Genomic DNA, 24941 nt, shown 5'->3' with positions numbered 1-24941 from the left:
CTGAGCGTGACCCAGCACTCATATCCGAATATCACTCAGCGATCGCAACTCAGCCTCTATTCGTGTTCCACTCAAAGCCTCTTCGTTGGAAAAGCCGTCATAACGCGATAGCTCGCCAAAACTGAGACCGGTTAGCGACTCGATACGCCGAATGCTGCGTTGATAGGTGCGAAAGCGCCCGAAGATTGCTTCTAACTGAGCGAGCTCGCTGGACTGATCAATCATGTATGCCGTGGCCGAGGGCTTGCCCTCATCCGTAACAAACGCGACGACTTTCCAATAGGCCGCCGGAATCTGAATGCCTCGATAGAGGCGGTCATCGTCACGAAAGACCGGTCCAGTGAAGATGGTGATTCGTTCTTTCCAGCGCCGAGTGTTGTCCAACAGATAGTTTTCTAAGTCCAACCAGTTCTTCTGGTTGAAACCTGCCATCTGAGGCGAGCAATTAGTGAAGTGAAAAGTATCGCGATTAGCCGTTTCCGCTTCGGGACCCCAATTGGGATCCTCACGACGGACCAGATGCCCGCGATCCAAGAGATTATCCGCGTAAAGTTCCTCCCCGATCTGAGCTTCCAGTGGCAGGCGGCCATCGAAATACCAGCGGTCCTTGCCACGCTCGACCGAGACAGCGGCACCGCCGTCCACATTAACGCCAACATACATGGCCATCCGACGCGACGCCGACATTGTGATGGAAAAATGCTGGTAATCGAGCCGGTTTTCAGCAGAGTCCGGCACAGGCTGAATATCTTCCTGCCGCTTACCAACCGGCTGCGGCCAGGGTACTTCGAATTCGCCAAGAAAGTCCGCCGCATAACCCAGTCGTTCCGCCAGGGACGCAGCAGGCGTTACCCGAGGCGTCTGCTGCTTAAGCTCGGCTTCCGGGGCAAAAGCCTGAACTGGTGCAGCGAGACGGCGCATGTCGCTCAGGCGAGGTTGGTAATTCAAATCGATTGCCATTGCTTAATGTTCCTGTCGTGAAGGGTGATTAATACTGGTCTATGCCCATGGGCACTGGCGGTAATCGCGTGTGCAATGGGCAATAAACCTGTTGGCGCCCCATAGTCGAAAGGGACATGGCATAATTTGACACCGCTTTTTGGCGATTCTTTGACAGGGTTTGGGAGGGCCTGAAATGCCTCACGAGAATGGCACGATCAGTTTGTACGGTATCAAGGCCTGCGACACGATGAAAAAGGCCCGCGCGTGGCTGGATGATCATGGCGTGGCTTACCACTTTCACGACTACAAGCAAAGCAGCATCGACCGGGAGCGGCTGACGGCCTGGTGCCAGGAGTTAGGCTGGGAAAAGGTGCTCAACCGCGCCGGTACTACGTTTCGAAAACTGTCGGACGAACAGAAGGCCGACCTCAACGAAGCTCGTGCCATCGAACTGATGCTCGCGCAGCCTTCAATGATCAAGCGTCCCGTACTGGACCTCGGTACGCACCGCGTACTAGGCTTCAAGCCCGAGCTATACGCCACCGAGCTGGAGCGCTGATATGTCAATCGCCTGGGCGTTATTCATTCCATCCTGCTTTGCATTGAATATGGCGCCTGGGCCAAACAATTTGCTATCGGTCAACAATGCGGCCCGCTTCGGCTTTACCGCAGCCTGCCTTGGAACCATCGGCCGACTGGTGGCTTTTGCCGGCATGCTGGGGCTGGCGGGCTCCGGGCTTGCACTCGTGCTGCTTACTTCAGCATGGTTGTTTACGGCTATCAAATTGGTAGGTGCGATCTACCTGATCTGGATTGCAATTCGCCTATGGATAGCCACGCCGGTCACTGAACCTACCATCTCCAGGCTGGCCACCAAACCTGATCTATGGCCGCTGATACGCCAGGAGTTTTGTGTAGCGGCAGGCAATCCCAAGGCAATACTTATTTTTACAGCGTTTCTCCCTCAGTTCATCGTGACAGGTGAACCTCTGGGGCATCAGTTCATGCAACTCGGCGCGGCATTTCTTTTGATGGAATGCATCGCCATTGCTCTTTACGCCTTCGCTGGCATGCGCCTTGGCCGCCTATTGGCCGGTGCGCGCGCTAAGCGCCTGTTCAACCGTGGTTGCGCCGCCCTGTTGGGTAGCGCCGGACTGGGACTCCTTCTCAGCCGGCGCCCGGCCTGACCTATCGTCTAGAAGGAAATATTCATGTCTAACTCCCTGTTCAGCCTGGCCTTCGGCGTCGGCACTCAAAATCGCGACGGCGCCTGGCTGGAGGTGTTCTATGCCCAGCCACTGCTGAATCCGTCTGCTGACCTGCTCAACGCCGTAGCGCCTGTTCTTCAATACAGCGAAGGCAATCAGGCCATCGCCTTCACGCCTAGCCAAGCACGTACCCTGGCCGATGCATTGAAGGGCGTGGACGCCACGCAAGCGGCTCTACTCACACGTCTAGCAGAAAGCACCAAGCCGCTGGTAGCTACCTTATTGGCTACAGATGCTGCGCCAACGTCGACACCTGAGGCTTACCTGAAGCTGCACCTGCTTTCCCATCGTCTGGTCAAGCCGCACAGCCTTAACCTATCGGGCATTTTTGCCCTGCTGCCTAATGTTGCCTGGACCAATCAGGGCGCGATTGACCTGAGCGAGCTACCGGCTGAACAACTCGAAGCCCGCCTGCGCGGCAAGCTGCTGGAAGTCTTTTCTGTCGACAAGTTTCCAAAGATGACCGATTACGTCGTTCCGGCCGGTGTACGGATCGCCGATTCTGCACGTGTTCGCCTGGGCGCCTATATCGGTGAAGGTACTACCGTGATGCATGAAGGCTTCGTCAACTTTAATGCCGGTACAGCCGGCCCAGGTATGATCGAAGGCCGCGTTTCCGCAGGTGTCTTCGTCGGCAAGGGCTCGGACCTGGGCGGCGGCTGCTCCACCATGGGCACCTTGTCTGGCGGTGGCAATATCGTGATCAGTGTGGGCGAGGGCTGCCTGATCGGCGCCAACGCCGGTATCGGCATTCCGCTGGGCGATCGCTGCACCGTGGAGTCCGGACTGTATGTCACGGCGGGAACCAAAGTAGTCGTGCTGGATGATCAGAATCAGCGCGTTCAGGTAGTCAAGGCACGTGAACTGGCTGGCCAGAGCGATCTGCTGTTCCGCCGCAACTCCCAAACCGGCGCGGTTGAATGCAAAACCAACAAAACAGCTATCGAACTCAACGAGGCGCTACACGCGCATAACTGAGTTCAGAGGAACTCGGCGTCTCGGCGTCGGGTCCAGAGCTATAGACGCCTGCCGCCCGCCGGCTCATTGCCCGGGCGGCTTTTTTTCATCTGTCCCTCAGACCAGACGAAACCATGACTCTGCCCTCTCCCTGGCGTGCCGATTTCCCCGCCTTTGCCGCCTTTGAAAATGACGGTATCACCTATCTGGATACAGCGGCGACCGCTCAAAAGCCCCAAGCCGTGCTGGATGCCTTGCAGGCCTACTATGCGCAGGGCGCAGCCAATGTACATCGCGCCCAGCACCGTCCCGGTGAGCGGGCTACTCAAGCCTTCGAGACAGCACGCAGCAAAGTAGCAACCTGGTTGGGCGCAGGCAGTGCCCAGGAGATCGTGTTCACCCGAGGTACGACCGAGGCTCTGAATCTGCTCGCCTATGGCCTGGAGGCTCATTTCAAGCCGGGTGACGAGATTGTTATCAGTGCCTTGGAGCATCACGCCAACCTCTTGCCCTGGCAGCAGCTCGCCCTTCGTCGCGGATTGAAGCTGGTTGTGTTGCCCCTGACGCCAAGCGGCCATGTAGACCTGGCTATCGCGGCGGAGCGGATCGGACCGCGAACACGCCTGCTGGCAATCAGCCAACTTTCTAACGTACTGGGCACCTGGCAACCCCTGGCCGAGCTGTCGCAGATGGCACATGACCAGGGCGCCTGGGTCGTGGTGGACGGCGCTCAGGGTGTTGTACATGGTCGTCATCGTCCTCAGGACCTCGGCGCTGACTTTTATGCCTTTTCCGGCCATAAACTGTATGCCCCGGAAGCCATCGGCATTCTTTGGGGGCGTCCAGAAGCGCTAACAGCCCTGTCGCCATGGCAGTTCGGCGGGGAAATGGTAAAAGCTGCGGACTATCATCAGTCGGAATTTCATGCCCCGCCCATGGGCTTTGAAGCTGGAACACCGCCTGTAGCCGCAGCGATTGGTCTCGGCGCAGCACTGGATTGGCTGTCCGCCCAAGATGAAGCTTCGCTCTTTGGCCATGAGCAGGCGTTGTGTATCAAATTATGGGCCGGACTTGCTGCCCGCGAGGGAGTCCGCGTCTTGGGCGAGCCACAAATCGCTCTAGCCAGTATTGTCGTCAATGGGGTTCACGTTGCCGATCTGTCACATATGCTCGGTGAACAGGGTATTGCCGTGAGGGCTGGAAATCATTGCGCCATGCCCTTGTTTAAGCAGTTGGGTGAAGCCGGCTCGCTGCGCATTTCTCTAGGTATTTATAGCGACTCGACCGACCTGGAGCGATTTTTCATGGCCTTGGACAACGCACTGGAGCTCTTGCGATGACCGCCTTAACCGAAGAAGCCCAAGCGGCCCTAGACGCCTTCACCACAGCAAATGGTTGGGAAGCTCGCTCCCGTCTGCTCCTGCAATGGGCAACTCGCCTGCCTGACGTAGAAACCCGCCGCGATGAAGACCTCGTTCACGGCTGCGAGAGCCAAGTCTGGGTCACGCACCAACGTGACGGCAACCGAAACCAATTCCGGGCCGGTAGCGATTCGCGCATCCTCCGCGGTCTGCTGGCCGTTCTGCTGGCTCGTGCAAACGGCCTGACGGATGAAGAACTGGCAGACCTGAACGTTCATGACTGGCTTCACCAACTAGGACTGGAGCGGCAACTTTCCGCTTCGCGCGGCAACGGTTTACGCGCTGTGGTCGAGCGAATGAAAGCCTTGTCCGCTATCTGATTGCAGAACCCATACGGCCGCTGCGCAGTCGGAACAGAAGAGATGACGTTAGGAGCTCTTCATGGCTGCGCAGATCCGTATCGGTATTTCCGGCTGGCGTTACGCGCCCTGGCGAGGCGTGTTTTATCCTGTGGGTCTGACCCAGAACAAAGAATTACGCTTTGCCTCGCGGGCACTTTCCACCATTGAGATCAACGGATCGTTCTATTCGCTTCAGCGGCCGCAGAGCTATGCCAATTGGTATGCCGAGACGGGAGAAGATTTCATCTTTAGCGTAAAAGGCCCCCGCTATATCACCCATATTCTGCGGTTAAAGGATATCGAGAAGGCCATGGCTAATTTCCTGGCCTCTGGCATCTTTGAACTCAAGGAAAAACTCGGTCCCATCCTGTGGCAATTTCCGGCCAACCTTCGCTTTGATCCTGAACGTTTCGAGGCCTTTCTTAGGCTCTTACCTCAAGACACCCAAGCCGCCCAAGCCCAGGCGATGAAGTGTGAAGAGCGCATGGAAGGACGCTGCTGCCTGCATATCGATGCTAATCGTCCGCTGCGGCATGCCGTGGAAATTCGCCATGAAAGCTTTATTACGCCAGAGTTCATCGAGTTGCTGCGCCGCTATAACGTGGCGCTGGTAGTGGCGGATACGGCAGGGAAATGGCTATACCGGGAGGATATCACCGCTGATTTCGTATACATCCGTTTACATGGGCACGAGCAGCTCTACACGAGCCGTTACCATGACGAGATCCTGCAGGAATGGGCTTCACGTATTCAGGCCTGGGCCCAAGGTCGGCAACCGGACAACGCTCAGCTGATCGACCCTCACCATGAACCTCCGGCTCGTGACTATCGCGATGTATATTGCTATTTCGATAACGATGCCAACGTTCATGCGCCGTTCGACGCTGACCGGCTTACTGTTCAGTTAGGCCTGAGACCAGCCCTAGGTAGTTGGGACTTAAGCCTGATCGGAGAAGCAGCCAAGCCGGCCCGGAAACCCAAGAGCTGATCCATTACCCTTTACGACGCGCCCGGAAGAAGTCGGTCAACAATGCACCACACTCTTCAGCCAGTAATCCACCCTCAACCAGAACACGGTGATTGAAGAAATCCTGCTTGAAAAACTGGCCCTGGCTTTCCACTACACCGGCGCGAGGCTCCCGAGCGCCATAAACAAGCCGCTGAATACGTGCATGCACCAATAGCCCTGCACACATGCTGCACGGCTCCAGGGTCACATAAAGGGTTGTCCCAGGTAGCCGGTAATTTTCCAGTTTTTGAGCCGCCGCTCGGATGGCCTGCATTTCCGCATGAGCACTCGGGTCGTGCCCCGTAATAGGCTGATTAAAGCCTTCGCCAATTACCTCGCCGTCACGGACCAGCACCGCGCCAACCGGTACTTCTCCTAGGGCGGCACCACGGGTGGCCAAGGCCATGGCCTCGCGCATAAAGCGCTCATCCTGGCTGCGGTCGATAATTGGGGGGAAACGGCGCATCATGGGTTCATGCTCACAACAGAATTCAACTGACCTCGATGGTGCCCATCAGGCCGGTTTCCATATGATCAATCACATGGCAGTGGAGCATCCATTTTCCCGGATTGTCGGCCACTAGCGCTACCCGTGCAGTTTCGTTCTTGCCCAGCAAGTAGGTATCGGTGAAATAAGGAATGATCCGATGACGGTCCGAGCTCAAGACCTTGAACGTCAACCCATGAAGGTGTACCGGGTGCAGGTACTGCGCCATGTTACGAAACTCGAAGATATAGCTTTTACCTAATGTGAGCTTTGCCAGAGGCGGATGCTCGACGCCTTCCTTGTGTTCTCCGCCAGCCTGCCCGTTGATCTGCCAGTACATGGCCTTGCCGCAGTTTCCCGGATCACCAGCCAATGTCGCTACCCATTCGAAGCGGAACGCAAGCGTCTCGGCTGTCGCAAGATCTGGCTCGCTTACCGGGTTCGCCGGCAATGGCCTCGGCCATTCGGTAGTGTGTGTTCCTTGGTCAACCGAGCCCAGCGTAGCAAGCCGCAACGGGCCGTTGCGCAGCGACACCGTTGTCCCTGCTGGAGGCACCTTATAAGCCAAATCAATACGCATACCAGGACCTAGAAGATATTCCTCCTCGAATGGCCTCGGCTCGACAGGGTGGCCATCAAGTGCATAAATGCGTGCTTCGACACCGGGCAGGTTGAGGCGGTAGGTGGCCGTATTGTCGACATTGAGAATCCGCAGCCTGACGATAGCACCGGCCGCTAGCTCAATGACCGGCGCATGCTGGCCGTTAACGGTTGTCAGCCGCCCCAGCGTACCAACACGCGCTGCCTCGCGTGGAATACTGAATGCGGTAAACGCTCCGTCTTTGTCTACATGCCAGTTTTTCAGGCAAAGGGTCATCTCATGAGCGAAACCGGTTGGCTCACGCTCTTCAACGATCAGCGGCCCTTCCAGCCCACGCCCCAGTTGCTCGCTGCTGGCAACATGCGGGTGATACCAGTAGCTGCCTGCATCTGGCGTTTTGAACTGGTAAACGAAACTCTCTCCGGGCAAGACAGGTGCCTGAGAAATGAAAGGCACGCCATCCATGGCGATTGGTAAACGAATGCCGTGCCAGTGAATGGTGGTAGGTTGACCCAGATGATTGGTAAAACGCACCCGTAGCCATTCGCCCTGCCGGACACGAATCTCCTGCCCAGGAAAGCGACCGTTGTAGGTTAGAGCAGGCGTGACATGACCCGGTATCAGTTCAATATCAAGTGGCGCTGCGATAAGTTCATAATCGTGCTCGGCGGCTATCACAGGACGCCCTAACCACCAGCGGGCCCCACCTGCTCCTACGCCAACTACGGCCAGGCTGGCCAGACCGCCTAGCACTTGGCGTCGCGTGAAAGACATGAAACTTGGTCCTGCGGAAAATCAAGGTGCGCACGATACACCTGATTGTCACCGAAGATAAGAAGCACTCTCAATTCGAGTGACTTTTCAGATAGAGCAACCACAGACTGAAACGCACCCTGATTAGTTATTTCACGACAGCAGGCGTGTGGTTTCCCGTGGTAGAACCTCAAACCCTAAGTCCAGGTGCCGCTCGGGCCTGTCCTCTCCTGCCAGATGAGCCACAAGCAACTCGGCAGCCTCATAGCCGATGCGGTAGCGAGGGGTCGCTACGGTTGTCAGCGGCGGCGTGGTCCAGGCCGATCCGCCAAGATCATGGAACCCGATGATGGCCATCGTATCCGGTACCGCAATGCTCAGGCGACTGCATTTGAAAATTGCTCCTTGAGCCAAATCATCGTTACAAAAGAACAACGCGTCGCAATCAGGATGCTCTCTATGCATCTGCTCAAGCAAGCTGGCCCCAAGGGCAATGGAAGAGTTTTCAGCCACTATCCATTCTAAGGCTGGATCATAAAGCCCTGCCTCTTCCAAGGCCTGACGGCAGCCGTCGCGACGACGCAGCGTTCGCGGGTCGCCTTGCGCACCGATAACACCGATCCGCTGGTAACCACACTCGATCAGATGCCGCGCTGCGGCCTGCCCTGCCGCGAACTGGGAAAAGCCAACACTCCAGCAATCATCGCGCTCGAGCGTCTCGATGGTATGTACGGTAGGGATGTGCTGGTTCTCCAGAATGGCCCAAAGTCCCGGCGTGTGATCAATACCCGTCAGGATCAGGCCATCCGGGGAGTGCTGCAAGTAGTTGCGCAGCAGCTTCTCCTCTTCATCGAGCGAGTAGCCGGTAATCCCGATCAATAAGTGATAGCCGTGGTGGTCCAGCCGCTCCTTGATGCCGACCAGGATATCGACAAACACACTATTGGTCAGCGAGGGAATCAGCACCACAATATTCTTTGAGCGGGCCGAGGCCAGAGCGATGGCAGCCTGATTTGGAACATAACCCAGATGCTCACACGCCTCGAGAATCTTATTTCGTACAGGCTCAGCCACCTTTTCAGGTGTTTTCAACGCGCGCGATACGGTGATTGAGCTAACACCCACCGAATCCGCAATGTTTTGCATGGTCACCCGTCTCTGGCTCGGCATCCGCGTAGGCATAGTCGCTACTGCTATAAGAAAAGCTGATTTTATCGAGATAAAAAAGTTTACACATTAAATGTAGGCGCTAACATCAGCTTTGTTAGCGCCTACATAATCCATACTCGATAAAAATAAGAAGGCTATTTCCTTCATGCCCTATCGTCTAACTACCCTTTGCTGCCTGGCACTGCCCTTTCAAGCGGCATGTCATCAACAGCTTTACCAACCTAGCCCTTTTTCTCCTCTTTCCTACAGTGAAAGCCTATGAGCGATCAAATTTCACGCCGTCTGCGCAGCCAACAATGGTTTGATGACCCTGCTCACGCCGACATGACGGCGCTGTATGTTGAGCGCTATATGAACTATGGCCTGACCCGAGAGGAATTACAGTCCGGCCGCCCTATCATTGGTATTGCCCAGACCGGCAGCGACTTGGCACCTTGCAATCGCCATCACCTGGAACTGGCCCAACGGGTCAAGGCAGGTATTCGTGATGCTGGTGGTATTCCTATGGAGTTCCCTGTACACCCGCTCGCTGAACAAACCCGGCGCCCAACAGCAGCGCTTGATCGCAATCTGGCCTACCTGGGGCTGGTCGAAATCCTCCATGGGTATCCATTGGATGGCGTGGTGCTAACCACAGGATGCGACAAAACTACGCCGGCCTGCCTGATGGCCGCTGCGACTACAGACTTGCCCGCGATTGTTCTTTCCGGTGGTCCGATGCTGGACGGCTGGCACAACGGTAAGCGCATCGGATCAGGAACCGTGCTCTGGCATGCGCGTAATCTCCTCTCGGCCGGCACAATCGATTACGAAGGCTTCATGGAGATGACTACCGCCGCGTCACCCTCCATCGGACACTGCAATACCATGGGGACGGCGCTCTCCATGAACGCGCTGGCCGAGGCGCTGGGCATGTCGCTACCCGGTTGCGCCAGTATTCCAGCAGCCTATCGCGAGCGGGGCCAAATGGCCTATACCACAGGCAAACGCATCGTCGATATCGTTCGTGAAGACATACGGCCCTCTCACATCATGACATGTGAAGCCTTCGAGAATGCCATCGTGCTGGCTTCAGCTCTGGGAGCTTCCAGTAATTGCCCACCCCACCTGATCGCCATTGCGCGGCATGCTGGCATCGACCTAACCCTGGAAGATTGGCAGCGCCTCGGCGAAGAGGTCCCCCTGCTGGTTAACTGCATGCCCGCCGGCGAATATCTGGGCGAAAGCTTTCATCGCGCAGGGGGTGTACCAGCCGTCCTACATGAGCTGGACAAGGCGGGTCTGATTCGCCGGCATTGTCGTACCGTATCCGGCCAGACCGTTGGCGAGATCATTGCGCGGCATCAAACAGTGGACAACGATGTGATTCGTACTTGCGAAGCGCCGCTCAAGCACAGAGCTGGTTTTATCGTACTGACCGGCAATTTCTTCGATAGCGCCATCATGAAGATCTCAGTGGTCGGTGAGGCTTTCCGTCAGACCTACCTAGCCAAGCCAGGCGAGGAAAATACCTTTGAAGCCCGTGCCATTGTGTTTGAAGGGCCAGAGGACTATCACGCCCGTATCAACGATCCCACCCTGGACATCGATGAGCATTGCATTCTCGTTATTCGCGGCTGTGGCACAGTCGGATATCCCGGCAGCGCCGAGGTGGTAAACATGTCGCCACCGGCTGATCTGATCCGGCGTGGCATCGACTCCCTGCCCTGCCTGGGCGATGGCCGTCAGAGCGGGACATCAGCGAGTCCCTCGATCCTCAACATGTCACCCGAAGCGGCAATCGGCGGCGGTCTCGCCTTGCTGCGCACCGGCGACCGCTTGCGGGTCGATCTTAACGAGCGCCGGGTCGACCTGCTCATTGACGATGCCGAGCTGAGCCGGCGTCGTAGCGAAGCACTCCCCGCTGTTCCGCCCTCCCAAACACCTTGGCAAGAGCTCTATCGCAAGCTGGTGGGACAAGTTTCTACCGGCGGCTGCCTGGAGCCAGCCACCCTGTATATGCGTGTTATCGCCGAGAAAGGAGAACCTCGGCATTCTCATTGAGCTAAGGAGATCAGCATGTCTCAGTACTTTCCCTCCCAGTCGTTGCTGGAGATGTATCAGCCGCCTCAGGATGCCAGCAACGGAACCTGGATCGGTCGGATCTGGCGTCCCGAGCCAGTTACCGGTCCCTCAGTGGTTCTCGTTAAAGATAATTGGGTATACGACATCAGCGAACACGTCGCGACAGTCTCCGCCCTGCTGGAGTTAGATGATCCGGTTAGCTACCTGCGTCGGTTGCCCTTGCAGGATCCTGTAGTCACGCTTGAAGCCTTACTCGCCAATAGCGACGAGACTCAGCGCAACGAAACGCAGCCCTGGCTGCTGGCTCCGATCGACTTTCAGGCCATCAAGGCGGCCGGCGTGACGTTTGCAGCCAGCTTGTTAGAACGCGTAGTGGAAGAGCAGGCCAAGGGCGATCCGAGCAAGGCGGCGGATATCCGTGCTTCGCTCACGCACCGTATTGGTGTTGATCTGTCAGAGATTGTACCCGGCTCTGCCCAGGCCAACTCCCTGCGCCAGGTGCTTATGGAGCAAGGGTTATGGTCGCAGTACCTCGAAGTAGGCATTGGCCCCGACGCCGAGGTCTTTACCAAGGCCCAGCCCCTCTCGGCAGTAGGATATGGCTCCACCATCGGCCTGCATCCCAAATCGACCTGGAATAACCCTGAGCCGGAAATTGTGCTAGTGGTGTCTAGTACCGGCAAGGTACAAGGCGCAACACTGGGCAACGATGTGAACCTGCGCGATTTCGAAGGACGCAGCGCATTGCTCTTGTCCAAGGCGAAAGACAACAATGCCTCCACAGCAATCGGCCCCCTTATTCGCCTGTTCGATGAGCTCTATGGCATCGATGATGTACGCAGCGCAGTAGTCGATCTGCATATCGTTGGCGAGGACGGCTACCGGCTCGAAGGGCATAGCTCCATGTGTCAGATCAGTCGAGACCCATTGGACCTGGTCGCCCAGACGCTTAACGCCACCCATCAATATCCTGATGGTTTCGTCCTGTTCCTCGGCACGCTCTTTGCGCCTCGCCAGGACCGTGACCAGCCTGGCGGCGGCTTTACCCACAAGCTGGGCGATGTTGTTACCATCAGCACTGCTCGTCTCGGCACCCTGAGCAATCGGGTCAATACCAGCGATCAAGCAGCGCCCTGGACGTTTGGCATTCGTGCACTCATCGACAACCTGCAGCGTAGAGGATTGAGCCAGCAGGCCATTCAGCCGCGCGGAGCAGTCTGAAAACGATTGGCCGCCAGAAAGGCGGCCGAATCGTTGATCTAGCGTGCGGGACTTATTCCCACTCGATCGTTGCCGGCGGCTTGCTCGACACGTCGTAGGTTACGCGGGAGATACCATCAATCTCGTTGATGATGCGATTGGACACCTTTTCCAGCAACTCATAGGGCAGATGCGCCCAACGTGCCGTCATAAAGTCGATGGTTTCTACTGCACGCAGGGCAACAACCCAAGCGTAGCGACGGCCATCACCTACAACACCAACCGACTTGACTGGCTGGAAGACTACAAACGCCTGGCTGACCTTGTGATACCAGTCGGCTTTACGCAGCTCGGTGATAAAGATGTCGTCAGCGCGACGCAGCAGGTCGGCGTACTCCTTCTTCACCTCACCCAGAATACGTACACCCAGACCCGGCCCCGGGAAGGGGTGACGGTAGACCATGTCGTAGGGCAGGCCCAGTTCCAGACCAATCTTGCGGACTTCATCCTTGAACAGTTCGCGCAACGGCTCGACCAGCTTGAGGTTCATCTCTTCCGGCAGACCGCCCACATTGTGGTGGGATTTGATTACATGCGCCTTGCCTGTCTTGGCACCGGCCGACTCGATCACATCCGGGTAGATAGTGCCCTGAGCCAAGAATCTAATGTTGTCCAGCTTGCTGGCTTCAGAATCAAACACGTCGATAAAGGTGCGACCAATGATCTTGCGCTTCTTCTCCGGGTCGGCCTCACCTTCCAGATTGGTCAGGAAACGCTTCTCGGCGTCGACACGAATGACTTTAACGCCCATGTTCTCGGCGAACATGGCCATGACCTGATCCCCTTCATGCAGACGCAGCAGGCCGTTATCGACAAACACACAGGTCAGCTGATCGCCAATGGCTCGGTGCAAGAGCGCAGCAACTACAGAGGAGTCAACCCCGCCGGACAAACCCAGCAGCACGTTGGAATTACCAACCTGGGCACGTACCTGGGCAATGGCATCCTCCACGATATTGGAGGGAGTCCAGAGGGCTTCGCAGCCACAGATTTCGAGCAGGAAGCGCGACAGGATCCGGCCGCCCTGCTTGGTATGGGTCACTTCTGGGTGGAACTGCACGCCATACCAGCCGCGGCGTTCATCGCCCATGGCCGCAATAGCGCAGCTTGGTGTACTGGCAATGATATGAAAGCCTTCCGGCAGGTTGGACACCTTGTCGCCGTGGCTCATCCAGACGTCCAGGCCCAGCACGCCATCGTCATCAACATGGTCTTCAATACCTTGAAGCAGACGGCTCTTGCCGACCACATCGACTTTTGCATAGCCGAACTCACGAACGTTGGAACCTTCAACCCTGCCGCCCAGCTGCTCGGCCATGGTTTGCATACCGTAGCAGATACCCAGGAGCGGAACGCCTAGCTCAAAGACTGCCTTGGGCGCGCGTGGGCTGTTGGCCTCATGCACCGACTCCGGCCCGCCGGCCAGGATGATGCCTCGTGGCGCGAAGGCCCGGATATCAGCATCGTCCATATCGAAGGGATGGAGTTCGCAATAAACGCCCAGCTCACGCACGCGACGTGCGATCAGCTGAGTGTATTGGGAACCGAAATCGAGAATCAGAATACGGTGAGCGTGGATGTCTTGGGACATGGCCATTTCTCATGAGCGGTAAGAACAGACGATTCGGGGCTGTACGTGACAGCCCCGAATCTCAACATAAAGCACCCTACAACAGTCTCGTCTCGGCGATCAGCCTACGCGATAGTTAGGTGCTTCCTTGGTAATTTGCACATCGTGTACATGGGACTCAGCCATGCCAGCACCCGTGATGCGGACGAACTGAGGCTTGGTACGCATCTCTTCGATCGTGGCGCAGCCGGTATAGCCCATGGAAGCGCGCAGACCGCCCATCAACTGATGGATGATCGCTGCCAGCGGGCCCTTGTAGGGCACACGGCCTTCGATGCCTTCCGGCACCAGCTTCTCGGCGCCCGAGGCGGAATCCTGGAAATAACGATCGCTCGAGCCCTGGCTCTGCGACATCGCCCCCAGAGAACCCATGCCCCGGTAAGACTTGTAGGAGCGGCCCTGGAACAGCTCGACTTCACCCGGAGCCTCTTCCGTACCAGCAAACATCGAACCCATCATTACACAATAACCACCTGCGACGATGGCCTTGGACAAATCGCCGGAGAAGCGGATGCCACCATCAGCAATCAGCGGAACACCGGTGCCTTCCAGCGCCGCAGCCACGTTGGCGATAGCAGAAATCTGCGGAACGCCTACGCCAGCCACAATACGGGTGGTACAAATGGAGCCTGGGCCGATACCGACCTTGACTGCATCCGCGCCGGCCTCGGCCAGGGCCTTGGCCGCTTCGCCAGTGGCGATATTGCCGCCAATGACCTGAACTTGCGGGTAGGTTTGCTTAACCCAGCGTACACGCTCGATCACTCCCTTGGAGTGGCCATGAGCGGTATCCACAACAATCACATCGACGCCCGCAGCCACCAGAGCGGCAACGCGCTCGGGCGTTTCAGCACCGGTACCGACGGCGGCACCGACACGCAGGCTGCCCTGATCGTCCTTGCTGGCGTTTGGATAGGCTTTCGCCTTTTCGATGTCCTTAACGGTCATCATGCCTTTCAGGTTGAAGGCGCCATCGACGATAAGAACCTTCTCAATCCGATGCTTGTGCAACAGCTCACGCACTTCCTGCTTGTCTGCGCCTTCGCGCACAGTGACCAGACGCTCTTTCGGCGTCATCACTTCATGGACCGGAATATCCATTCGGTTTTCGAAGCGAACATCACGCGAGGTCACGATGCCAACCAGATCACCGTCTGACAGAACCGGTACGCCCGAGATGTTGTGCTGACGAGTCAGCTCGAACAGGTCACGAACAGTAGCGTTGGCTTCGATAGTGATTGGATCCTTCACTACGCCAGCCTCGAACCGCTTGACCTTGCGGACTTCAGCCGCCTGCTGGTCAATGGTCATGTTCTTGTGAATGATGCCGATACCGCCCTCTTGGGCCATGGCAATGGCGAGGCGGGAGTCGGTCACGGTATCCATCGCCGCGGATACCAGAGGAATGTTCAATTCAATTCCGCGCGTCAGGCGGGTTTTCAGGCTGACGTCTTTAGGAAGAACATCGGAATAACCGGGAATCAGGAGGACGTCGTCGAAAGTCAGGGCTTCTTGGCTGATGCGCAGCATGGCAGGGCTCCCGGGAGGGGAAAAATAAGAAGCGCGGCATTATACCTATACCACGATTAGCACTCAATGCAATGCTGACGTTAGACCTATTTCCTGCGAATAATTTTTCATTGGTCCTCACTTTTTACAGACCGCCTCGCTCGACTGTTATCAGACATATGTATTGTTAAGTGACTCGCCTTCATGAAATCATAATAATATCAATTATCATTTAGTGGTATCATGAAAGGATGTTCCGCCTTGCCATCGAAGACCCCGGCTCCCTATGTACTGGCTTTCTCTTCCGTTTTGCTGGTTCATCCGGCCATAGCAGAAACGACTGACCGGACTACGTTACCTAACATGGAAATCTCGGCGGAAGCCGACGAATCAAGTTACCTCGCAAGGGATGCTAGTACAGCCAGTAAATCAAGCGTCCCCCTTAAAGAGGAGGCGCAATCAGTCAATGTGGTAACGCCACAGGCGATTCAGGATTATCAGGTGCGTTCGCTTGATGACGCCATGAAGTTTGTTAGCGGCGTTAGTCAGGGCAATACACTAGGTAATACCAAGGATGCGCTGGTCAAGCGTGGTTTTGGCACTAACGATGATGGCTCAATTCTGCGCGACGGCGTTCGCTCGGTTGTGTCGCATAACTTCAGTGCGGCTACCGAGCGCGTCGAAGTCCTGAAAGGTCCCGCCTCGTTGCTTTATGGTGCCTTAGAGCCAGGCGGGCTGATCAATGTTGTTAGCAAACAACCGCAGTACGTACAAAGCACAACGATTAGCGGCTCGGCTTACAGTGAAGGCGGCGGCAGTCTTACCGTGGATACGACCGGCCCGCTGGGTGACACTGGCCTGGCTTACCGCCTGATTGCCGAGCGGCAGAGCGAGGATTACTGGCGTAATTATGGTATCGATCAGCACACGCTTATCGCGCCCTCACTGACCTGGACAGGCGAACGCGCCAGCCTGACCTTGGCCTATGAATATAATGATTACACCAGCCCGTTCGATCGTGGCACCGTATTTGTAGATGGTCATCCAGCCAATGTCAGCTACGACAAACGCCTTGATGAAGAGTGGGCCAAGACCACTGGGATCAGCGAAACCGCTACTGCACGGTTCGAATACCAACTCAGCGACACGTGGAAAACCCGCCTGACCTATGGCTGGAACAATGACCGCTACAGCCTTGCCATTGCCCAGCCTAGCTCATTGTCCAGTACAGGCGTCTTGCGCCGCCAGGCCAATGGTGGTCATTACGATTACGAGACCCGCTATGCCAGCTGGGATTTCATCGGCCAACAGGACTTTCTGGGACAACGCCATGATCTTCTCATCGGAGCGGAGCAGGAAGACTCAGATAAGTACCGCGGCAAGACCTACCGCAATACTGCCCAGGCCGGCTTCAACATTTATTCGCCCACTTACGGCAGCCTGGCCGAGCCGAGCGTAATCAGCACAACCACTAGCAATTTATCTAACCAGTTAACGTCCACTTCGCTTTATATCAAGGACAACTGGCACCTGAACGACCGCTGGATTCTGGTCCTGGGCGGACGCCAGCAGCACTACGATCAGTATAGTGCACAAGGGCTGGGCAGCAGCCGCACGGTAAACCGCGACGATAACGGCGATACCTTCCTGCCATTTGCCGGCTTGGTCTTCAAGGTCAATGATGCGCTGTCGCTGTATGGCAACTACAGCCGCTCGTTCGTACCCAACGAAACGGTAGACGACGACGGGAAGACCTTTGATCCCGAGGAAGGTCGCAGCTTTGAGATCGGCGCCAAGTACGATATCTCACCAAACCTCAGCGCCAACCTTGCATTGTTCGACATTGAAAAGAAAAACGTCGTGACGACCTCTACCATAGATGGGGTAAGTGTATCCGATGCGGCCGGCAAGGTTGGCTCTCGAGGATTGGAGCTGGACGTGACCGGACGCCTTGCCGAGCGCTGGAACCTGATCGGAACCTATGCCTATACCCATACGGAGATTCTTGATGATCCTGACAATGAAGGGAATCGACTGAGTCAGGCACCCAAGCAAACGGCCAGCCTTTACCTTTCGCATCACCTCGCCATTCCTTCGGGGCTGGGCAACTGGCATGTCGGGGCGGGCGCACGCTATGTCGGCGAGCGCGCCGGCGACAATGCCAACAGTTTCTGGATGAGCAGCTATACCGTCGCCGATGCCTTTGTGCGCTGGGAGCATCCAGTAGCCGGCTACAAGACCCAGGTGCAATTAAATGTGGATAATCTGTTTGACAAGCATTACTACCCATCCAGCACCGGTAGCGAACTGCAAGTCAATGTTGGTGAACCTCGTACGGCCAGGATCAGCGCCAGCGTGACGTTCTGACAGGCTAGGCGCTACGCAGATCTTGTGCTCAACTGTCAGTACAAGAATACTGCGGAGCGCCGCCATGCATATTGTCATCCCTGATGACTATCAACACGTGGTCGAAACCCTGGACTGTTTTTCCTTACTTCAACGTGCCGGGCATACCGTCACGGTCTATCACGACGCAGGGCAAGAACCCAGTGTCCTGATCGAACGCTTTCGCGAGGCGGATGCCCTGGTACTTACCCGGGAACGGACCCGAATCGATGACGATTTGCTGTCGCACCTGCCTCAACTCAAACTAGTCAGCCAAACCGGCAAAGCCACCCAACATTTGGATATTGCTGCCTGTACCCGGCACGGTGTCGCCGTCGTGGAAGGCACCGGCTCGCCCATTGCAGCCGCTGAGCTGACCTGGGCCTTGATTCTCATGGCGCGACGCAAACTTAAACCGGCCATCGATGCGTTTTATGCCGGTGGTTGGCAGGTCAATCTGGGAGAGCGCCTGAACGGGCAAATACTGGGTATCTGGGGATATGGCAAGATTGGCAAGCTGCTCGCACGCTATGGCCACGCGTTCGGCATGACCGTCCTGATCTGGGGCAGCGAGGCCTCCCGAAAGGCCGCAGCTGCTGATGGGTATCGCGCAGCAGATAGCAAGGAAGCCTTTTTTGCCGAAACGGATGTGTTGAGCCTGAATCTGCGCTACTCAGACAAGACCCGCCATATCGTACGGCGCGAGGACCTGGCCCGGATGAAACCGTCGGCATTACTGGTCAATACGGCGCGGGCTGGTCTGATTGAACCGGGCGCGCTGCTGATGGCAGTCGAGACTGGGCACCCTGGTTATGCAGCGGTAGATGTTTATGAGGAAGAACCTCTCTCCCCCGGCCATCCATTACTGGCCCACCCTCGTATATTGTGCACGCCGCATCTAGGGTATGTAGAAAAGCACAGCTACGAGCTGTACTTTGGCGAGGCCTTTGCCAACCTTGTAGCCTTCTTTTCCGGCGAGCCGGTCAATGTGGCGAATCCAGAGGTCCTGGGTCGCTAGCGCGCAGGCCATGGCAGGCTTATGATGCCTGCCATGCTTACCAATCCTTTTCAACGTCTCGGCCTCGACCGTGAGGTCTTAACCGTCAGCCAGCTCAACGGGCGCGCCCGGGTGTTGCTGGAAGACATCTTTGCGCAGGTCTGGGTAGAGGGTGAAATCTCCAACCTGGCTCGACCGGCGTCCGGCCATGTTTATTTCACGCTTAAGGACAAGGACGCTCAGATACGGTGCGCCCTCTTCCGGCAGAATGCCTTGCGTGTACGCCATCTCTTAAAAGATGGCCTGGCAGTAAAAGTGCGCGGCAAAGTCTCGTTGTTTGAGGGGCGTGGCGACTATCAGCTGATTCTCGAAACGCTGGAGCCCGCCGGTGACGGCGTGCTGCGTCAGGCTTTCGACGCACTAAAGCAAAAGCTTCTCGACGAAGGCCTCTTCGCGCAAGAGCGCAAAAAGAAGCTGCCGAGCCACCCGTGCCGCGTCGGCATCGTTACATCACCAACTGGTGCCGTAATCCGAGATATCGTGAGCGTGTTCAAGCGTCGTGCGCCGCATATTGAACTGACTCTGATCCCAACTGCTGTTCAGGGACGCGAGGCGACGGCACAAATTGTTCGTGCCTTGCAAACAGCCGATACCCAAGGTTTCGACGCGGTAATTCTGGCCCGTGGTGGCGGCTCGCTGGAGGATCTGTGGTGCTTCAACGAAGAACCTGTAGCACGCGCCCTGGCCACTTGCCAAACACCGGTAGTGAGTGCCGTTGGCCATGAAACTGATGTGTCTATTGCAGATTTTGTCGCCGATGTGCGTGCGCCGACTCCGTCAGCCGCAGCCGAATTGCTGGCGCCACACACCGGCGATTTGCAACAGCGTCTGGAGGTCCTGTACCGCCGCCTGGTGATTCGCATGGGCGAGCGGTTGAGCCGCGACCGTCTGCGTCTGGAGTCCTATTCGCGCCAGCTTAAGCATCCCGGTGAGCGCCTGCGCCAGCAGATCCAGCGGGTCGACGACTTGGATATGCGTTTGCGCAGGGCCTTTGTTATTGGAATGAATACTCGGCGTGATCGCCTAGCACACGCCGAGACTCGATTGGCAAGCCAGCATCCGGGCCGCCAGATTGCCCTGTTGCGTCAGCGTCTGGAACATATGGCGCAACAGCTGCCGCGCTCGATGGAGCGCCAGCTCAAGGAGCGTCGTCAGCACTTGGCTACGCAGGTGCAAACCCTGCATATCGTCAGTCCACTGGCCACGCTGGGCCGTGGCTATAGCATCCTGCTCGATGAACGAGGGCAGGCCATCCGCTCCGCTGGACAGACGCGTAATGGCCAACGGCTGAAGGCGCGCCTGGGCGAAGGTGAGTTAGATGTGCGAGTAGAAGACAACCATCAGGAGCCCGTCACACTCTCGCTGCTGGACTGAGCGATATGGGCTGAGATGATCAACAGGCGCGCTCGAAAAAGGTTTCGACCTGCACACGGGCGCTGATCCCCTCAACATAACGACGTACCGAGTCCGGCCAGCTTAGACCAGCCGCGGCACTGAAGCCACGCAGGATGGGAAACAGATTGACGTCGTCCAGGGTCAATTGCGGGCGGATCGCACATCTCGGTCAGCAGTCTGAACTGCGGCTTCATCGCCCCCATTACTACCTCAGAGCGGATCAGAGCTGCGTTGAAGTCACCTATGATCCGGCTTTTCTTATGCACGAACAGGGCATGCGCTTCTGGCGAGGCCAATTCTTTCAGGCCGATCCGTGCCCAGCGAGGATAGCCCAGAACCTGATACGACTCCATGATCGACTCAATCCAAGCCATCAGTGGTTGCGATTGGGTTTCGGCGATCAATAGCCCGCCCGATAAATGATCGAGATAACGAACAATCATCAAGCTCTCCGACATTGCCAGACCGTCATCCTTGACCAGAATCGGCACAGCCTTCTTGCCTACCAGCCGTTGTGGCGTCACCTCGTCGTCATACAGCAGGACCTGTTGCTCAATGTCGAGGCGCTTAAGGCCCAGCACCATTCTGACTTTGGTACTGAAGGGGCAATGTTCGTAGTAATAGAGCTTCATGGGCCTGTCCTCCTGGAACCCCACGATTAATTCTAGAAGGGGCTACGCGGTTCAGCGATACCAATTTGCCTCTTTCCCAAACATCGACGAGGATGAAGAGACATCTCACGCCGATTGGATCCTATGTCTCGCTTCATACTTCTATTCGTTATGCTCTGCCTTTCCGTTAACGTTCACGCCGAAGGCTTTATCACACGTTTATTGAACAAGCCCGTACCGGGAGGAGTCGCGGTTGTGCCACTCGGCAACGATCCCTCCGCACCCAAGGTGACTTATCAGGGCAAGCCTGTTCTGGTCGTAAAAGAGGAAGGTGTTCGCTGGATCGCCATTGTGGGCATCCCTTTGAGCGCCAAGCCTGGCAGCCAGACGTTGAAGGTTACCGCTGGGCGCGGAAACCATACCGCAACGTTTACAGTGGAAGATCGTCGCTACAAAGAACAGCACATCACGCTCAAGAACGAGCGTCAGGTCAATCCCAACCCGGACGACCTGAAACGCATCGAACGGGAGCTGGCAGAACAGACCCAGGCCTATCGGATTTTCTCACCCGGTACACCCAGCAATCTGCTCCTCGATAAGCCGGTCGATGGTCGTCTATCCAGCCCTTTCGGCCTGCGTCGCTTCTTTAATGGTCAGGAACGCAATCCGCATTCCGGTCTGGACTTTGCCGTGCCGGCCGGTACGCCAATCAAGGCACCAGCCGCGGGCAAGGTCATTCTGGTCGGCGATTACTTCTTTAATGGCCGTACGGTTTTTCTGGATCATGGGCAGGGCTTCATCAGCATGTTCTGCCATCTATCCAAGGTCGATGTAAAGCTCGGCCAGGAAGTACCTCGCGGTGGCGCGGTCGGGCGAGTTGGATCGACTGGCCGGGCGACGGGTCCGCATCTGCATTGGAATATCAGCCTGAACGATGCCCGGGTCGACCCGGCGATCTTTATTGGGGCCTATAAGCCCTGAACCTTATTGCGATAGAAGCACTATCCCACATGACGACGGGTCATCCTGCCGTCATCGGCATAGTGCCTCGCATGGGATACCATCACGGTTACCGTCGATTTTCGTGTTACCGCAGTGTTGCAACTGGTACTTCGCTTCAGCGCAACTCGACATAGCCTTGCATGCCTTGAGCGCTGAACAATTGAACACATCGGCCGCTTCCGTCTCGTCTTTGACCGGTGGCGTGTAAGTTGCTGTACCCTCGCGCTGCGCCTGGCGTTTATCGCGGTCAGCCTTGCGCCATTCCCAAGGCGGCATCCGTTCAGCCTCTGGCAAGGCCCATAGCCCGCGCTTGGCAGCCTTAGCCTCGGCTTCAAGGTTAAGCAGCGACTTGTCCTTCAGATACTGCCGATACACCCAGGCGGAGCCGGATTTAACCTGCTCGGCATTCACATCAGTCTTGCCCTGGTATACCCGGGCCACTTTACGCCCATAGCGGTCCGTGTCCTGTACGGTCAGGCGCACATCCTTGCCAAACACCAGCGCCGATAACGACTGTTGCGCACGGGTACCATACGGCTGTTTGGTCTCGGGCGTATCGATTTCACCCAGACGAACCTTGAGCTGCTTTTTCTGTGCGGTCAGGCAGGTCAGGGTATCGCCATCATGCACTCCCACTACACGGCACTCTAGAGTCTGGTTTTGCGCACTGGCTAGCCAGGGGACAAGTATCAAGGCAGCGGTTGCGATCAAGCGTTTCACTCTGTGGCTCCTGTAGACGGATGGGATTGGAAGGGTCGATGCCCTTCGGGAAGAGGCGGCTGTGGAGCCGTCATTAGCGGTCCAGCGGTATTAACTTGTATAGCTCGCCGATAGGGCAGCGCTCTTGAGCGCCTGCCAGATTGTTCGACACGATAACATCGCCACGGCTCAAGCCTGCCCCGCGAGAGGTATAACCGATCCGGTTATCGCTGTTCAGGTTAGTGCATGGCTGAATGAATTCGAGAAGATAGGCACGACCCAGGCCAGTACCCAAAGCAATATGACGATGATCCAGGTAACTCCAGCCGGAAAGGTCAAACCCCATGATGGTCCGGACTGGCTCCCCTTGCGTATATCCCAAGCGACGGAGCTTGCCTTCAAGCGATGTGGGCGGGCCAAAGGGGGTAGCGCATGCGGCGAGCAACATAGTCAGGCCGAGAAGAAAAACAGTCCGTAGCGTGTGCATAGATATCCGGCGCGTAAGTAGCGATAGAAAATAGGAAAACCGTACGCCAGGTAGATTCCATTTCGCCTGCAGAATAGGCAAACCGCTCTACCTGGACGTTATGAATCTTCTCATTCACGGGCACTCAAGGCTTCGCTAAGCTCGATCAGATGAGTCAGGCCAGCCTTCAGTGCAGCCACTGTATCGGACTCAAGCGGCAATGTACGTTTCATTGCCGCCGGCACATCACGAGCAACCTCACGTAATGCTTTCCCCGCTTCGGTCAAGGTAACGGCCACGCAGCGCTCATCTTCTGCCAGCCGCGCCCGAGAGACCAAGCCCGCCGTTTCGAGACGCTTGACTAGTGGCGTCAGGGTGCCAGTGTCCAGGCGAAGACGCTTGCCGATTTCGGTCACCTTCAAGCCGTCTCTTTCCCACAGAACTAGCATGACCAAGTACTGCGGATAGGTTAGCCCCAGCGGCTCCAGCAATGGCCGGTAAGCACGAACCGTCGCGTTGGCCGCGGCATAAAGCGGAAAACACAGTTGTTCGTCGAGAGAAAGCGCACTTGTGGAGCCTTTTTCGCTTTCGTGTATCGAATAAGACATGAAGACCTCGATGAAACGGTAGCCGCTACCTTGCGACGCCCCGCCTCTTGCTTAAATACATCACTCGCAATTATATTGAACGCAATATAACAGCAAATTTCTAAGGCCTACTCGTGTAGAGGCCTTTCCTTCCTGGAGAACATGCCCGATGGCTGATCTGTTTAGCGAATTGAAACTCAAAGATATCACCCTGCGTAACCGTATGGCCGTTTCCCCCATGTGCCAGTACATGGCTCAGGACGGCATGCCCAACGAATGGCATTTCCAAAATTATGCCTCGCGTGCCACAGGCGGTGCAGGCCTGATTATCGTCGAAGCAAGCGCCGTGTCCCCTGAAGGCCGTATTACTCCGTCAGACTTGGGTATCTGGAACGATGAACAGGCTGAAGCCTACAAGCCTATTGTCAATTTCATTAAATCCACTGGCGCGGTTGCTGGTATCCAAATCGCGCACGCAGGCCGTAAAGCAAGCGCCAATCGTCCCTGGGAAGGCGACGACCACCTGCCTGAAGATCACCCCCTGGCGTGGGAGACCATCGGCCCATCCGATAATGCCTTTGGTGCACACCTGCCCCGCTCCCCCAAGGCCATGACGGTGGACGATATCCACCGGGTCACGGCAGACTTCGTCGCTGCGGCCAAGCGCGCCCTGGCGGCCGGATTCCAACTATTGGAGCTGCACTTCGCCCACGGTTATTTGGCCCAGAGCTTTTTCTCTCCTCTGGCTAACAAGCGTACCGATGAGTACGGTGGCAATTTCGAAGGCCGCGCCCGCTTCCTGCTGGAAACATTTCATGCCGTACGTAAAGTATGGCCGGAAAATCTACCGCTGATCGTACGCCTGGGCGTGACGGACTTCGTTGAAGGTGATCAGGGTATAGACGAATCCATCGAACTGATTCGCCGCTTCAAGGAAGGCGGCATGGACTTGATCGACGTCAGCATGGGCTTCAACACACCGGACGTTTCCAACGTACCGTGGGGCAAGCCAGGCTTCATGGGTGAGCAAGCCAAGCAGATTACCGATGCAGTGGGTGTGCTGACTTCTATTAGCTGGTCGATTCGCGAGCCACAGGATGCCAACGAGCTGATCACCAGCGGTCAAACTGACCTGATTATGCTTGGCAAGGCCGTATTGGGCGACCCCTTCTGGCCTTACCATGCTGCTATCGCATTGGGCCGCGAAAATCCTCAGGACCTTCTGCCTCCCCCCTATGCCGCTTGGTTGAAGCGTCGCTGATACAGCAGGCTTTGCTTGAAAAGGCGCCGCTTACCCGGCGCCTTTTCTTTGCGCTAGGCTGAAAGC

At 56.7% G+C, this 24941-nt stretch carries 23 protein-coding genes and 1 pseudogene; 13 read left to right on the top strand and 11 right to left on the bottom strand.

The features are described 5' to 3' along the window. Nucleotides 1-18 precede the first annotated feature (18 nt). Nucleotides 19-960 (bottom strand): DNA/RNA non-specific endonuclease, encoded by a 942-nt coding sequence (locus tag IQ22_RS06865; RefSeq protein WP_145140053.1) that lies wholly within the window; start codon nt 958-960, stop codon nt 19-21. 175 nt (nt 961-1135) lie between these two features. Here IQ22_RS06865 and IQ22_RS06860 point away from each other — a divergent pair, with 175 nt between their 5' ends. The 6 genes from IQ22_RS06860 to IQ22_RS06835 all read left to right on the top strand — a co-directional run bounded on the left by IQ22_RS06860 (nt 1136) and on the right by IQ22_RS06835 (nt 5917). Continuing rightward, complete coding sequence (locus IQ22_RS06860; RefSeq protein ID WP_145140050.1) at nt 1136-1501, top strand: ArsC family reductase; 366 nt, start codon at nt 1136-1138, stop codon at nt 1499-1501. A gap of 1 nt (nt 1502) precedes the next feature. After that, complete coding sequence (locus IQ22_RS06855) at nt 1503-2129, top strand: LysE family translocator (protein WP_145140048.1); 627 nt, start codon at nt 1503-1505, stop codon at nt 2127-2129. Nucleotides 2130-2153: 24 nt separating this feature from the next. Further along, a complete protein-coding gene (gene dapD / locus IQ22_RS06850; RefSeq protein WP_145140045.1) occupies nt 2154-3188 on the top strand; it encodes a 2,3,4,5-tetrahydropyridine-2,6-dicarboxylate N-succinyltransferase in 1035 nt (344 codons plus the stop codon). A 113-nt stretch (nt 3189-3301) separates the two neighbouring features. Then, on the top strand, nt 3302-4507 hold the full coding sequence (locus tag IQ22_RS06845; RefSeq protein ID WP_145140042.1) for an aminotransferase class V-fold PLP-dependent enzyme: 1206 nt from the start codon (nt 3302-3304) through the stop codon (nt 4505-4507). Next, nucleotides 4504-4908, top strand: coding sequence for a SufE family protein (locus IQ22_RS06840; RefSeq protein ID WP_145140039.1), 405 nt, complete (start codon nt 4504-4506; stop codon nt 4906-4908). Before IQ22_RS06845 ends, IQ22_RS06840 begins: the two co-directional genes overlap by 4 nt. Before the next feature lie 61 nt (nt 4909-4969). Next, on the top strand, nt 4970-5917 hold the full coding sequence (locus IQ22_RS06835; RefSeq protein ID WP_145140037.1) for a DUF72 domain-containing protein: 948 nt from the start codon (nt 4970-4972) through the stop codon (nt 5915-5917). A gap of 4 nt (nt 5918-5921) precedes the next feature. Here IQ22_RS06835 and tadA read toward each other — a convergent pair whose 3' ends face one another. The 3 genes from tadA to gntR all read right to left on the bottom strand — a co-directional run bounded on the left by tadA (nt 5922) and on the right by gntR (nt 8949). Beyond that, a complete protein-coding gene (gene tadA / locus IQ22_RS06830; RefSeq protein WP_145140035.1) occupies nt 5922-6404 on the bottom strand; it encodes a tRNA adenosine(34) deaminase TadA in 483 nt (160 codons plus the stop codon). A 25-nt stretch (nt 6405-6429) separates the two neighbouring features. Then, nucleotides 6430-7800, bottom strand: a complete 1371-nt coding sequence (locus IQ22_RS06825; protein WP_145140032.1) for a multicopper oxidase family protein — start codon at nt 7798-7800, stop codon at nt 6430-6432. 132 nt (nt 7801-7932) lie between these two features. After that, nucleotides 7933-8949: an HTH-type transcriptional regulator GntR gene (gene gntR / locus IQ22_RS06820; protein ID WP_483247335.1), complete on the bottom strand. Its 1017-nt coding sequence runs from the start codon at nt 8947-8949 to the stop codon at nt 7933-7935. 258 nt (nt 8950-9207) lie between these two features. On the opposite strand from gntR, the gene IQ22_RS06815 reads away from it, so the two are divergent. Both IQ22_RS06815 and IQ22_RS06810 read left to right on the top strand, forming a co-directional pair. Continuing rightward, nucleotides 9208-10992, top strand: a complete 1785-nt coding sequence (locus tag IQ22_RS06815) for an IlvD/Edd family dehydratase (RefSeq protein ID WP_145140025.1) — start codon at nt 9208-9210, stop codon at nt 10990-10992. A 51-nt stretch (nt 10993-11043) separates the two neighbouring features. Further along, nucleotides 11044-12234: a fumarylacetoacetate hydrolase family protein gene (locus tag IQ22_RS06810; RefSeq protein WP_244309018.1), complete on the top strand. Its 1191-nt coding sequence runs from the start codon at nt 11044-11046 to the stop codon at nt 12232-12234. 52 nt (nt 12235-12286) lie between these two features. Here the strand turns inward: IQ22_RS06810 and guaA are convergent, their stop codons facing one another. Beyond that, nucleotides 12287-13864: a glutamine-hydrolyzing GMP synthase gene (gene guaA, locus IQ22_RS06805; protein ID WP_145140018.1), complete on the bottom strand. Its 1578-nt coding sequence runs from the start codon at nt 13862-13864 to the stop codon at nt 12287-12289. Between the two features lie 99 nt (nt 13865-13963). Continuing rightward, entirely contained in the window at nt 13964-15433 is a 1470-nt protein-coding gene (guaB, locus tag IQ22_RS06800) for an IMP dehydrogenase (RefSeq protein ID WP_145140016.1), read from the bottom strand. Nucleotides 15434-15775: 342 nt separating this feature from the next. On the opposite strand from guaB, the gene IQ22_RS06795 reads away from it, so the two are divergent. The 3 genes from IQ22_RS06795 to xseA all read left to right on the top strand — a co-directional run bounded on the left by IQ22_RS06795 (nt 15776) and on the right by xseA (nt 20228). Next, nucleotides 15776-17779, top strand: coding sequence for a TonB-dependent siderophore receptor (locus IQ22_RS06795; protein ID WP_167654160.1), 2004 nt, complete (start codon nt 15776-15778; stop codon nt 17777-17779). Nucleotides 17780-17843: 64 nt separating this feature from the next. Next, nucleotides 17844-18815, top strand: coding sequence for a D-2-hydroxyacid dehydrogenase family protein (locus IQ22_RS06790; protein ID WP_145140009.1), 972 nt, complete (start codon nt 17844-17846; stop codon nt 18813-18815). Nucleotides 18816-18848: 33 nt separating this feature from the next. After that, nucleotides 18849-20228 carry an exodeoxyribonuclease VII large subunit gene (gene xseA / locus IQ22_RS06785; RefSeq protein ID WP_145140006.1) on the top strand — a complete coding sequence of 460 codons (1380 nt, stop codon included), beginning with the start codon at nt 18849-18851 and terminating at the stop codon, nt 20226-20228. Nucleotides 20229-20247: 19 nt separating this feature from the next. On the opposite strand, the gene IQ22_RS24060 is transcribed toward xseA, so the two are convergent. Both IQ22_RS24060 and grxB read right to left on the bottom strand, forming a co-directional pair. Then, nucleotides 20248-20394: a hypothetical protein gene (locus IQ22_RS24060; RefSeq protein WP_158635413.1), complete on the bottom strand. Its 147-nt coding sequence runs from the start codon at nt 20392-20394 to the stop codon at nt 20248-20250. 19 nt (nt 20395-20413) lie between these two features. Then, nucleotides 20414-20881: pseudogene (gene grxB / locus IQ22_RS06775) on the bottom strand (glutaredoxin 2); the annotation flags it as partial. 123 nt (nt 20882-21004) lie between these two features. Between grxB and IQ22_RS06770 the strand changes: the two are divergent. After that, a complete protein-coding gene (locus tag IQ22_RS06770; protein ID WP_145140000.1) occupies nt 21005-21841 on the top strand; it encodes a M23 family metallopeptidase in 837 nt (278 codons plus the stop codon). Between the two features lie 51 nt (nt 21842-21892). Here IQ22_RS06770 and IQ22_RS06765 read toward each other — a convergent pair whose 3' ends face one another. The 3 genes from IQ22_RS06765 to IQ22_RS06755 all read right to left on the bottom strand — a co-directional run bounded on the left by IQ22_RS06765 (nt 21893) and on the right by IQ22_RS06755 (nt 23635). Then, entirely contained in the window at nt 21893-22582 is a 690-nt protein-coding gene (locus tag IQ22_RS06765) for a thermonuclease family protein (RefSeq protein WP_145139997.1), read from the bottom strand. A 73-nt stretch (nt 22583-22655) separates the two neighbouring features. Next, nucleotides 22656-23048 (bottom strand): DUF6491 family protein, encoded by a 393-nt coding sequence (locus IQ22_RS06760; protein ID WP_145139994.1) that lies wholly within the window; start codon nt 23046-23048, stop codon nt 22656-22658. A gap of 110 nt (nt 23049-23158) precedes the next feature. After that, nucleotides 23159-23635 carry a MarR family winged helix-turn-helix transcriptional regulator gene (locus tag IQ22_RS06755; RefSeq protein WP_145139991.1) on the bottom strand — a complete coding sequence of 159 codons (477 nt, stop codon included), beginning with the start codon at nt 23633-23635 and terminating at the stop codon, nt 23159-23161. Nucleotides 23636-23783: 148 nt separating this feature from the next. On the opposite strand from IQ22_RS06755, the gene IQ22_RS06750 reads away from it, so the two are divergent. Next, nucleotides 23784-24875 carry an NADH:flavin oxidoreductase/NADH oxidase gene (locus IQ22_RS06750; RefSeq protein WP_145139988.1) on the top strand — a complete coding sequence of 364 codons (1092 nt, stop codon included), beginning with the start codon at nt 23784-23786 and terminating at the stop codon, nt 24873-24875. Nucleotides 24876-24941: the final 66 nt, after the last annotated feature.

The sequence above is a fragment of the Pseudomonas duriflava genome, assembly GCF_007830155.1.
Classification (GTDB): Bacteria; Pseudomonadota; Gammaproteobacteria; order Pseudomonadales; family Pseudomonadaceae; genus Chryseomonas; species Chryseomonas duriflava.
This window is presented reverse-complemented; position numbering and strand designations above follow the sequence as displayed.